Here is a 12063-nt window from a genome sequence, read left to right as displayed (position 1 = left end):
GGCTGCAGCCTCCACTCACCCCACTGCGGCCCCCGGTCGTCCCTCCCTGGGCTTCAGGAACCTGCAACCAAGGGACGATGGCACCACGCATCGCGCGAGGAATGGACATGAGCGACTGGCTCGGGCGGATGAAGCAATTGGGTATGCTGCCAACGCCGGCGACGGGGTCGGCGACGGGAAGCAGCCCGGCCGGTTGCACAACTCTCTGGAGAAGAGCACTAAATGGCGACACCGGCGGTGGAGAACGGGTCCGGAATCGGCCGTCGGGGCGTGGCCATTCTGGGGGCATGGGCGCTGGTGGCGATGCTCTTCGCCGGGCAGGCCTGGTTTGCTGCACAGGTGCGCGGCGAATCGTTGGCTTGGGCACGTGCCAGTGCCATCTGGCTCGTCTGGGCTGCGGTTTGGGCTGCCCTCACGCCGATCGCGCTCCGACTCGAGGCTCGGTTCCCGCTCCAGCGACCGCACATCCTTGCCGCGCTAGCGGTACACGGCGTCGCTTCGGCGACCTGCGCCCTGCTCAACCTGGCGGTCTTCGCGCTGGCGGCGCCCGTCATCGGTGCGACCCAGGTCGAACCCACCTGGCTCGGCACCTTCAGCCGGCTGCTTGGCACGACATATCTGCTGAACCTCCCGGTCTATTGGCTGATCGTCGCCGCGGCACATGTGGAGCGACTCGTGCGGACCGCCCGGGAAAAGGATCGCCGGCGACTCCGCCTTGAAGCGCAACTGGCCGATGCCCGCCTGCAGACGCTGCGCACCCAGCTGCAGCCACACTTCCTCTTCAACGCGCTCAACACGATTTCGGTGCTGATGCACGAGAATGTCGACGCAGCAGATCGGGTCCTCCTGCGGCTCAGCGCGTTGCTGCGCCTCTCGCTCGACAGCACCGAGGCGCATGAGGTGACGCTCGGCGAAGAAATCGCCTTTCTCGAGAACTATCTCGAGATCGAGCAGGCCCGCTTCGGCGGGCGCCTGAGCTACCGGATCCTCATTCCTGATCAGGTTCTCCAAGCGCGGGTTCCAAACCTGATCCTCCAACCCCTCGTCGAGAACGCGCTGCGCCACGGCCTAGCCACGCGCGCCGGACCGGGGCGAGTGGAAATCAAAGCGGACCGGCATGGCGACTCCCTGATGCTGTGCGTCGTCGATGACGGCCGAGGGCTACCATCGGCGACGACCGAACGCGTCGGCCTGGCGAACACGAGGGCGCGGTTGCGCTTGCTGTATGAGGACAGGCAACGCTTCGAGGTGCGAAATTCCGATGACGGCGGCGTCATCGCCGAGATCGAGCTGCCTTGGCGCACTGTCGCATGACCATCCGCGCACTGATCGTTGACGATGAACCGGTCGCCCGCCGCGGGATATTGCGGCTGCTGCGGCAGGAGCCGGACATCGAAGTCGTCGCAGAGTGCAGTGACGGTGGAGCGGCTGTATCGGCAATCAGCGCGCATTCGCCCGATCTCGTCTTCCTCGATGTGCAGATGCCCGAACTCGATGGGTTCGCCGTCATTGAAGCCATCGGGGGCACCCGCATGCCGGCGGTCGTGTTCGTAACCGCGTTCGATCAACACGCCGTGCGGGCGTTCGATGCTCAAGCGATCGACTACGTGCTGAAGCCGATCGATCCGGAACGATTTCGCCGTGCGCTGCAGCGCGCTCGTTCCCACCTGGCCCATCCCGATGACGGCTTTGTCCGCCGCGTTTCCGAGGCCTTGAAGTCGATCGATCGGGGAGAACTGCAGCGTTACCCCTCGCGACTCGCAATCCGATCCGAGGGTCGCGTTCGATTGCTCGACATCGACGAGGTCGATCGCATCGTCGCCGCGGGAAATTACGTCGAGATCCACACAGGCGCGAAACAGCACCTGCTGCGCGAGACGATGACCAGCCTCGAGTCCCGCCTGGACCCGCAACGCTTCATCCGGGTATCACGCGCGGCGATCGTCAGCATCGCCCGGATTCGCGAAGTCCAGCCACTGTTCAATGGCGACTTCGTCGTTCTCCTCAAGAACGGCGCGCAGGTCAACGGCAGCCGCCGTTACCGGGCGGCGCTCGAAGTGTTGCTTCGCTGAGCGCTGTTTTCCGCACGGCTCGCTTCCCTGGTCAGGCGACGCAATAGAGCGCGCTCCGCCGCCTGGGATGGGCGATCTCAACCGTTAATTGCAAGGATCGCGGCCAGCGCAGCCGCTGCATGAAGCCCTACGGCACCCGTGGACGCTGGTCGAGCTGCGTGGCCACGCGCGTCCGTTGCGCCCCGCAACTGCGGTAGATCGGCCCGATCGCCAAGTTCAGCTCGCATCCTGCAACCACGATGGACAACATGCCGGTAGCGCCGACGTACGACACGCTCCCGTCACTGCGCAGCCGCTACTCATCCCACCGCCGCGTCCGCCCGACACCAAGGGGGGCGCGAGCGGTCGTACGGGACCTCATCATCCGCAGCACGCACTTCCGCGTTTCGGAGATGGTCATGAAGACGTTCAACATCCTGCTGTCCGCAGTGGCAACAATCGTCGCCCTCACCGGCGTGATTCCGTGCGAGGCCACTGCGTCCGACGGCGTTCCCGCCGAGTCTGTGGAGCTCAACAAGTCGATCACCCGCAGGGTGTACGAGGAAGGCCTCAATCAGGGTCGATTCGAAGTGCCGTACAGTGCAGGCTTCGTTGGGCACGGCGGCAGGACAACCTTCACCCACGCCGATGGCATGGCCGAAGCCAAGGGATGGCGCGAGGCGTTTCCGGATCTCAAGATCACGGTCGACAAGCAGGTTGCCGAGCGCGATCTGGTGGCCGTGCGCTGGACCGCGCGCGGGACCAACACCGGCACCGGAAATGGTATTCCGGCGACCGGTCGCGCAGTGCAAGCCACGGGCACGACGCTGTTTCGAATCGCGGACGGGCGAATCGCCGAAGAATGGACATGCGCCGATTCGCTTGGGCTGATGAAGCAACTGGGCCTGTTGCCGACGCCGGCAGCGGCGCCGGCGACCGACGGCAACTCTCCTCCTGGTCCTCCCTGACCCAGGCTGATGCGGCGCCTCGCATAGCCGACCAAGAGCAGTCTCACAAGGTCAGAGGCGTCGCCACGGTCGCGAGCGGATGCCGTTCTCAACACGGGGGCTCACGCGCCCCAAGCCCCCGCAGGGCTGGAACGCCCGAACACCCGGGCAGCTGCCGGCCCGAATTGTCGCAATTCCTCGAAAGGCTGCGCGGCCCGGAAGCGCGCGAGGCCTTCGCGGCCTTCGCGCAGAAGCGGGCGCCGGGGGGCGGTCAGTCCAGTGGCGTGGTCAGCAGCGCATGGATCGCGCGGGTGCCGCTGACGAAGTTGCCGAGGCGCATGTTTTCGTCGCGCGCGTGCTGGTTGTTGTCGGCGTTGACCGTGCAGACCATCACGAACGGCAAGCCGAGCGCATCGACCAGCACGTCGGTGGGCAGCGTGCCGCCCATCATGCGGATGCGCACCGGCTCGACGCCCGCCGCCACCTGCGGCGCCGACAGTGCGGCGATCGCCCAGCGCGACAGCGGCGCGTCGTCGGGCGTGCGCACGGCGCGCTGCACCGGGCCGCGCACGAAACTGGCCAGGCGCGGATAGCGCGCGCGCTCGTCATCGGTCGGCGGGCCCGCGGTGACGTGGTAGCCCTGCTTCTCGATGTGCGCCTGCACCAGGTCCTGCAGGTGCGCGCCGTCGGTCTCCGGCGTGGTGCGGAAGTCGAGCTCGGCGACTGCCTCGCTCGGCACGACATTGGCCGCCTTGGCACCGACCGAAGCGGACGCGAGGCCGCGCACGTTGAGCGACGGATACTGCAACGCTTCCTGGTAGGTGGCGCCGACCCGGTCCGCCTGCGCGATGCCGATGCGCTTGCGTAGCGCCGGCTCGTCGTCGGGCGTGCGGGCGAGCTTCGCGCGTTCGCTGTCATCGAGGCGCACGCCGTCGTAATAGCCTGCGACGAGCACGCGCCCGTCCTCGTCCTTCATGCCGGCCAGCAATTGCGCGAGGCGGATCGCGGGGTTCGGCGCGTAGTTGCCGTAGTGGCCGCTGTGCAGCGGCGCCTTCGGCCCGTACACCGTGAGCGTGGCCTGGGCGATGCCGCGGTTGCCGAACACCACGGTCGGGCGGCCGGAGGCATGCTCGGGCCCGTCGAGGATGACCAGAGCGTCCGCAGTCAGCAGCGCGCTATGGCGTTCGGCGACGCCGGCCAGACTGGGCGAGGACATCTCCTCCTCGGAGTCGAGCAGCAGCTTGATGTGCTGCGCGGGTGTGGCACCGCGTTCGCGCAGCAGGTCGATGGCATTGAGCACCATCACGATCGGCGCCTTGTCGTCGGACGCGGCGCGCGCGAACACGCGCAGCTCGGGATCCAGCGGCAACTGCTGCAGGCGCGCGGTCGGCACGACCTGCCACGACTCGCCCACGCGCTGCTTCACCACCGGCACGAAGGGACTGGCCTGCGCCCACTCCTCCGGCACCACCGGCTGGCCGTCGAAGTGGATGTAGAACAACACCGTCTTAGCGTCGGGCCGCGTACTGCGCATCTCGGCGAATACCAGCGGCCGTCGCGCGGGGTTGTCGAGCTGCTGCACGCTGAAGCCGCGGCGTTCGAGGGCAACCTCGAGGAACGCGGCATTGCGGCGGATGTCGGCGGGCTCGCTGGCGACGTTGGGAATCGCCAACAGTTCGAGGAACTCGGGCAGGTTCGCCTGCACCACGCGCTCGAAGTCGGCAGCGGCGGGTGCGGCGGCGACGCCGGTCGCAAGGCCCAGCGCGAGCAGCGGTGCGAGCATGAGGTTCCCCGGCGGACTGAGTCGCGGTCGAGTATACGGCCGTATGCTGCTTCGGCCGATTTCGCGACGAGTCCGAAGACTCCATTGCCGGAAGTTCATCGATGGACATGCGATGTGCAAGCCGATGGATAGCCCGCCCGAACGGTATGGACACGCCGGAGACGGCGCCGAATGTCCGCTTCGGGTCGGAAGCGGACATCCCACGGGACGGTTACGTCCTGATATTTCCCGCGACGGACCAACAGCGCGCAACGCTCTTTCGTCAGGACGCCACGTTCAGCGGCGGCGCGGTCCACTTGCCGCTCGTCGCTTCTTCCTTCGGCCAGTACAGGCGCATGAACATCACGAACGGTCCCTTCGGCGCGGGCAGCCAGTTGGATTCCTTGTCCTTGCCGGGGGACTCGTTCTGGATGTACAGCGTCAGGCCGCCGTCGGCGTCCTTCTTCAACTGCGGCAGCATCGGCGAGTTGATCAGGTAGCGGTTGATCGGATTGTCCACCAGCAGGCTCTGTGGCAACTCGTACATCGTCAGCGACCAGAACGCATTGACCGGGGGCAGCTGGCCCGGGGCAAAGCGCAGGGTGTAGCGCTTGGAACCATCCAGCTTCTGGCCGGTCGAATCGACCGGGTAGACCGGATACATGGCCTCCTGCTTGGAATTGCCGTAGATGCCCAACACGGCCGCCGCCATGCGATAGAGGTAATTGTTCTTCAGGTACTCGCGCGTACCGAACAAATCCCCCGACGTCACTTCCTTCGCGTCGATCTTCTTCTGCAGCGTTGCAAAGTCCGCCCACGCGTCCTTCATCCCTTCCTGGATCGCGGCCTTGATCTCCGGCGACAGCGCGTCCGCATTGAAGGTCTGCCCGGGACCTACGCCGATCTTGGCGAAGCGCGCCAGCACGTCCGTCTCCGTCGGATTCGGCGGGGTGTACTTCATGATGAAGTTCATGATGTCGAAGAACTTCAACGACGTCTTCTGCTCCTCCGGCGTCAGCGGCTGGATGAACTCGACGACCGGCGCCGCCGGCGGCGCGGGCTGGCCGAGGAACGCCGACAGCGGCTGCGCCTTGTAGCCGGCCTGCACCTTCTTCACGTTGTCGAGGTCGGCCGGGTTGAACAGTTGGGTGCGATATGCGCCGATCACGAAGTCCGTTTCCGCTTTGATGACCTGCTTGATGTCCTTGGGGGTCTCGCCCTTCCAGTTCGGGCCGGCGATCATGTAGTTGCCGGGCTCGCCGCTGGTGGCGCGGCTGCCGATGTAGGCGAAGTTGAAGGTATAGGCATCGATCATCTGGACGGCGTAGTAACGCTTCTTGTCGATCGGCGGAATGGTCAGCACCATCGGCTCGGCACGCAGGTCCATCCCCACCATCGAATACGGCGTGTCGGAATTGGGCGTCTGGATCGCCGTGTCCTTCGGCGTGTAGACCCGCGGGATGTTGACGAGCGTGTTCCAGGGGCCTTTGTATTCGGGGTTCTTGGTGTCGACGAAATAGGCGTGCTGGATGCGGTAGTTGTCCACCATCGGGAAACCGTAGATGTAGGCCTCCTTGGCGATGGTGCGCGCTTCTTCCGGCGTGACCGCGCCCGTCGCAGGCGCCGCGGACGTCGCGGCCTCAGGTGCGGTGGCAGAAGGCTGGGCGGTCTCGGGGGCCTTCTTCTGGCAAGCGGCCAGACCGAACAGCAGGACAGGGACGGCCAGGGCGGTCTGCGCCCACAGCCAGTGCGTTGATGAGCCCATGGCATTCTTCTCGGAGGGGGACGCCTTCGATTACACCGGGAATTGTTCAGCTCACGTGACGACCGCTCTGGGTCATTAGCAGTCGTTCCCTGGTCCGCGGGAGCGGCGCATTTGCCACCGGCTTTCGGCCGGCATCTTGCGGCAACCATCACTGAAGGCTCTCCGGCCCGACAAGTCGTTTGACGACTTCCTGAGGCTCAAAGGCATCGATCTGGCCGCATGCGGTAACCCCACCGGGTGACGCCATGCTTCACCAGGATTCTGCGCCCCGCTGGGCATCGTGAAAGGCCAGCCGTTTGCGCCCGACGCCCGGCAGGGCGACGCACACGCCCGCGGACAAGGCCATTCAATCGCCCAACTCGGACACGCCGTATTCGTTCGTGGGGTTGGACCTGCGCACGGAGCCCGTCGTCCTCACCGCACCGCCGATCGACAAGAAGCGCTACTTCAGCATCCAGCTCATCGACGCCTATACCTTCGTCTTCGACTACATCGGCAGCCGCACCACAGGCAACGATGGCGGCAGCTACCTTGTCGCTGGCCCCAATTGGAAAGGCGAGACGCCCAAAGGGGTGAAGAAAGCATTTCGCTCCGAGACGGAGTTCGCCTTTGTCATCTATCGCACGCAGCTCTTCAGTCCCAGCGATCTGGACAACGTGAAGAAGGTCCAGGCGGGCTACAAAGTGCAGACGCTGTCGGCATTTCTTGGCACCGCGGCACCAAAAGCAGCACCGGCCATCGATTTCATCAAGCCGCTCAGTCCAGCAGACGAAAAGACCTCGCTTGAATTCTTCAACACCCTGAACTTTATGTTGCAGTTCACCCCGACGCATCCATCCGAGACGGACCTCATGACACGTTTCGCGAAGATCGGTGTAGGTGCCGGGAAGACGCTGGACGTCGGCAAGCTGTCGCCAGAAGTGAAGGCCGCCCTGCAGCAGGGCATGGCCGACGCCTGGGTTGCCTTGGGCGGGATGCAGAAGGAGTGGGCTGACGGGAAGATCAATTCTGGCGACGTGTTCGGCTCTCGGGAATCGCTGAAGAACAACTATCTGTACCGCTTCACGGGCGCCGTACTCGGCCTCTATGGAAATGCAAAACAGGAAGCGATCTATGGGTATTACGCGCTGGACGAGACGAAGCAGAAACTGGACGGAGCCAACCGTTACACGCTGCGCTTTGGGCCGGGCCAACTACCGCCCGTCAATGCCTTCTGGTCGCTGACGATGTACGAAATGCCGTCAAGTCTTCTCGTGGCCAATCCGATCAATCGTTACCTGCTCAATTCGCCAATGCTTCCACAGTTCAAGCGCGATGCCGATGGCGGGCTTACGTTGCTAATTCAGAACGAATCCCCAGGCAAGGACAAGGAAAGCAACTGGCTACCTGCACCGAAAGGTCCGTTTGCGATGGCGCTGCGCCTCTATTGGCCAAAAGAAGAGGCCGTCAATGGCAAATGGACCCAGCCGCCACTGCGGCGAGCGCAGTAAAGCTGACACCTTCGTCACCGCTAAACGACGTGGGGTGGGCGACCTCCTGGCCGGAGCAAAGGTGATGCTTCGGCGCCCAGAATGCCGGAACGTCGTTTCGCGAATGACGCGCCTAGAAGGTCATGTCGAGAACGACTGGTCCGAGCATCGGCCGGTATAGGTCCACGTCGTATGCGCAGTGCCGAAATCTCCAAAGCCCAGTTCCATGACACTCCGTCCCATGCTGCCTGATCCCCGGAGCTGATTCGACCGGCTTCACGCCCCGAGCCGAGAGCTGCCAGCGGACGATCAGCGGACGCTCGCTCGCTACGCTCACGGCTCCTTAGCGAATCTGGAGCCGCTCATGACGATCTTCGATCCCAGCCGAACATGGTTCGCCGATGACGATCAGGCAGCGCTCGTCGTCATCTTCAATCATTCCCGGCCGCACGCGCGCGGCCCGGTGTTCGTGTGCCTGCCGGCGATGGGTGTCGCCGCGAGCTTCTATACGCCGTTCGCGGAAGCGCTTGCGCAAGCCGCCAAGGGCGTGGCGGTGCTGACGGATCTGCGCGGACAGGGCCAAAGCGAGGCGCTCGCACGACGCGGCGCGCGATTCGGCTATCAGGAAATCGTCGCGCAGGACATCCCGTCGTTGACCGCCTCGATCGCCGCGCAGTTTCCCGGTCGGCCCATTTATCTGGTCGGTCATAGTCTGGGCGGTCAGCTCGGCAGCCTCGCGGCAGCGCACATGGCGCCCGGCCTCGCGGGCTTGATCTTGGTGGCGAGCGGCACCGCGCACTATCGGGTGTGGCCAAAAGCGTTGCGGTGGCGCGCGGGCATCGCGGTGCGGGCCGTCCGAACCGTGGCTGCATTGCTGCCCTGGTACCCCGGCCGGCTGCTGGGCTTCGGCGGCGACCAGCCGCGCCGATTGATGGCCGATTGGAGTTACAACGCCAGCACCGGCCGGTATCGCTGTGCAGGCAGTAGAATCGACTACGAGGAGGCACTGAATGACATCGTGCTGCCCGTCCTGTCGGTCGAAATCCGTGCCGATCCCGTGGCGCCGACGGGCGCGACGACCGAACTGCTCGCGAAGCTCGCATCCTGCGCGATCGAGCGCCGGCAGATCGACGGCGTCACGGCAGACGCGCCGTGGCGGCGTCACTTTTCCTGGGCGCGGAGTCCGGACGAGGTGGTCGCTGAAATCGTCGCCTGGGTGCGCCCACAATTGCGCCGAGTCAACGTCGAATGCCTCGAGCGGGCCGTCGCATGACCATTGAGGTGTCGGCACGTCTCGCGCTTCGCGTGCTCGGGCCGGTGCGGCTCGAACGAGAATCGGGGACGTTCGAGCCGGGCGCACGGCGCGAGCAGGCGCTCCTCGCTCTGCTCGCCGCCGAGGCGCGTCCGATGAGTCGCGCCCGCCTTGCTGCAATGCTCTGGCCCGATGCCGACGACGTTGACGCGCGCGGGCGCATGCGCCGCTTGTTGCACGAGATGTCGAGCCATTTGGGGCGCAACGCGCTTGTCACCGATCGTCAGGCCGTCGCGCTCGCGAGCGATGTGTGTGCCGCCACCGATATCGCCTCGCTGCGCCGCTCCCTCGCGCAGGGACTGTATCGCCCGACTGAGGACGCGAGCGACGAGAGCCTCGCCGCCCTCGAGCACGCGACGGGTCTGGCCGCCGCCGAGTTCGCGGAGGGGTTGGCGCTCGACGAATGCGACGAAGTGTCGGCGTGGCTCCAACGACAGCGCGAATCGCTGCACCAGGCGCGCGCGCAGGCGCTGGCGCAGCTCGTCACGCGGTTCGAAGGCGCACAGCAGCACGAGCGCTCGCTCCACTATGCGCAAGAGCTGGTGGCGATCGATTCTCTGAACGAAGATGCGCAGCGCCGACTCATCCGACTGTATGCCGCTGTCGGACAGCCCCGCGCAGCATTGCAGCAGTTCGAGCGATGCCGGCAGATCCTGCACGACGAGCTGGGCGTCGAGCCGGAAGTCGCAACGCTCAACCTCGCCGAGCAGATCCGCGGGCGTGACGCCGCCACGATGACGCTTGCCGACGACTCGCCCGCGGGTGTGGCAGTGCGGTTCACGCGCAGCGGCGATGTTCATCTCGCTTATCAAGTGCTTGGCGCCGGTCCGCTCGATGTGCTCCTTATCAGCGGCTTCATCTCGAATCTGGAGCAGGCTTGGGAGCCTGGCGGGCCCGCTGCCTTCTTCCGCGAACTCGCGCGCGATTTTCGGCTCATCCTCTACGACCGGCGCGGCGTCGGGCTCTCCGATCGCACCGTCGATCCCGCTGATACATCGGTCAGTAGCGCCGATGCGCTGGCGGTACTCGACGCGGTGGGCAGCCGGCGCGCGCTCGTGTTCGCGGTGTCCGAAGGCGGACCGATCGCGATCCGGCTCGCGGTCGAGCATCCGCAACGCGTTGCGGGGCTGGCCCTTTGGGCAACGCTTGCCCGAGGTACCGCGGCGCACGACTATCCGTGGGCACTGACCGCCGAGCGCTATGAACGTTGGCTCGATACGCTTGTCGCGCAATGGGGGCGCCCGGCTGCAATCGACACCTTCGCGCCCGACCACGCAAGCGATCCGCTGGTGCGGCGCTGGTGGGCGCGCATGCTGCGCCTCGGCTCCAGCCCGCGCTGCATGCACGCCGTCCTGCGCACGCTCGCGCTGAGCGACGTACGCGCTTTGCTGCCGCAGGTGCGCGTGCCGACGCTTGTCATGCATCGAACAGGCGACCGCGCCGTGCGCGTCGACGCCGGCCGCCATGTCGCAGCTGCCATTTCCGACGCCCAGTGGCTCGAATTGCCCGGGACCGCGCATTGGTGGTGGTTAGGCGAGACGGCACCGATGATCGAAGCGATCAAGGGTTTCGCACAGCGTTTGGCTGATAACGAGCGCTAGCGAGCCCCTCACCCTCGCGATGGTGCGTCGGCTGCAAGGTGCACCGGTCAATCGCGTGCGAGATAGAGATTTACGCGGCCTTCCTCAAGTTCGGCTTCGCGAGGGATCGGCTCGCCTCGATGGCCGCTATCGGCCAGAAGCGGACGCTGAACGACGACTGCAAGCGGCGGCGATGATTTCGATACCCTTAACGAGGCGCGACGCCAACCGCTTGTTCTGCAACTGCGCCAGCCACCACTCCAGTGCCCAGCCCTGATGATCACCTCGCCAGGCCACATAGAGGAGATTGGGCTCGCGCGGATCCGCCATCTTCTTCTCTATCAAAGCGCCGCGCTTGAGAAGACCGGCACGCGATCGCGTGGCAGCCAGCCCCCCTAGCCCTTCGCATTGCGCCTGGACCTTTGCGTGCGTGCATGCCTCTCCTGGCGGCCAAGCCGCAGTCGTGGCGTAAGGGAACCTGTGCCACGCAATGCAACGCTGCACTACGCAAAGGGATCGTGCGAATTGACGAACTCCGATGCGTACCAACGCAGCAGATCTTGCAGCGACGGATCCGGATTGAGGACTTGCGCCCAGGGTAGACCAGGCCGTTGACCGGCCGGTCATGGCCGTTGGCGGATGATGGACTCCATGGAATGGCCCGCCCTCTACTGGCTCGCACCGAATGTGGTCGCCTTCCCGCGCCCGCGCCGAACCTTCCGCCTGGACGGGGAGGAACTGCCGTACGGGCCTGGCCCGAAGGGCACGTCAGCGCCTGCCAAGGGAATAGTCGTAGTGGTGTCGCCGTGGCCTCGCGCGCGCGCCACGCCTCCGACCTCGTCGAGGCAAACCTAGACTCCACCACGTCGCGAAACCGCTTGAGGCTGGCCGTTCCCTAATCGGAAGCGCCACGCCGTTGGGCCGCCGTCCCCGGCACGAGCTTCGCCTGCACCCGCCGCCGACATGCCGGCGATCTCGCGTGGGACAGAAACGAAAAAACCGCCCCTGCTACAGGGCGGTTTTCCGTACTTTTTCCGTACTGAGCCGGATTTTGTCAATCAAAAACGGCCGAAGCCGTTGATTTAATTGGTGGGCGGTACAGGGTTCGAACCTGTGACCCCTACCATGTCAAGGTAGTGCTCTACCGCTGAGCTAACCGCCCTTTCGTCGTCAGAGA

8 protein-coding genes and 1 tRNA gene are annotated in these 12063 nt (G+C 65.4%); 6 read left to right on the top strand and 3 right to left on the bottom strand.

Translation table 11 applies throughout. The features are described from left to right. Positions 1 to 222 precede the first annotated feature (222 nt). The 3 genes from J2X06_RS05430 (at position 223) to J2X06_RS05420 (ending at position 3019) form a co-directional block, all read left to right on the top strand. Positions 223 to 1314 carry a sensor histidine kinase gene (locus J2X06_RS05430; RefSeq protein ID WP_310059263.1) on the top strand — a complete coding sequence of 364 codons (1092 nt, stop codon included), beginning with the start codon at positions 223 to 225 and terminating at the stop codon, positions 1312 to 1314. Further along, complete coding sequence (locus J2X06_RS05425; RefSeq protein WP_310059259.1) at positions 1311 to 2072, top strand: LytR/AlgR family response regulator transcription factor; 762 nt, start codon at positions 1311 to 1313, stop codon at positions 2070 to 2072. Before J2X06_RS05430 ends, J2X06_RS05425 begins: the two co-directional genes overlap by 4 nt. 398 nt (positions 2073 to 2470) lie before the next feature. Further along, positions 2471 to 3019 (top strand): ester cyclase, encoded by a 549-nt coding sequence (locus J2X06_RS05420; protein ID WP_310059257.1) that lies wholly within the window; start codon positions 2471 to 2473, stop codon positions 3017 to 3019. A 250-nt stretch (positions 3020 to 3269) separates the two neighbouring features. On the opposite strand, the gene J2X06_RS05415 is transcribed toward J2X06_RS05420, so the two are convergent. Both J2X06_RS05415 and J2X06_RS05410 read right to left on the bottom strand, forming a co-directional pair. Further along, the gene (locus J2X06_RS05415) at positions 3270 to 4781 is read right to left on the bottom strand and encodes a M20/M25/M40 family metallo-hydrolase (RefSeq protein WP_310059254.1); all 1512 of its coding nucleotides are present in this window, start codon (positions 4779 to 4781) and stop codon (positions 3270 to 3272) included. Positions 4782 to 5043: 262 nt separating this feature from the next. Then, the gene (locus J2X06_RS05410) at positions 5044 to 6525 is read right to left on the bottom strand and encodes a DUF1254 domain-containing protein (protein WP_310059252.1); all 1482 of its coding nucleotides are present in this window, start codon (positions 6523 to 6525) and stop codon (positions 5044 to 5046) included. Between the two features lie 296 nt (positions 6526 to 6821). Between J2X06_RS05410 and J2X06_RS05405 the strand changes: the two genes are divergently transcribed. The 3 genes from J2X06_RS05405 (at position 6822) to J2X06_RS05395 (ending at position 10907) form a co-directional block, all read left to right on the top strand. Beyond that, positions 6822 to 8015 (top strand): DUF1254 domain-containing protein, encoded by a 1194-nt coding sequence (locus tag J2X06_RS05405; protein ID WP_310059249.1) that lies wholly within the window; start codon positions 6822 to 6824, stop codon positions 8013 to 8015. 343 nt (positions 8016 to 8358) lie between these two features. Then, complete coding sequence (locus J2X06_RS05400) at positions 8359 to 9267, top strand: alpha/beta hydrolase family protein (RefSeq protein WP_310059246.1); 909 nt, start codon at positions 8359 to 8361, stop codon at positions 9265 to 9267. Continuing rightward, a complete protein-coding gene (locus tag J2X06_RS05395) occupies positions 9264 to 10907 on the top strand; it encodes an alpha/beta fold hydrolase (RefSeq protein WP_310059245.1) in 1644 nt (547 codons plus the stop codon). Before J2X06_RS05400 ends, J2X06_RS05395 begins: the two co-directional genes overlap by 4 nt. A gap of 1066 nt (positions 10908 to 11973) precedes the next feature. On the opposite strand, the gene J2X06_RS05390 is transcribed toward J2X06_RS05395, so the two are convergent. Next, a tRNA-Val gene (locus J2X06_RS05390) sits at positions 11974 to 12048 on the bottom strand. Positions 12049 to 12063: the final 15 nt, after the last annotated feature.

It is taken from the genome of Lysobacter niastensis, from assembly GCF_031457115.1.
Classification (GTDB): Bacteria; Pseudomonadota; Gammaproteobacteria; order Xanthomonadales; family Xanthomonadaceae; genus Lysobacter_J; species Lysobacter_J niastensis_A.
The sequence above is the reverse complement of the archived record's forward strand: the minus strand, read 5'-3'. Positions and strand labels throughout refer to the sequence as shown.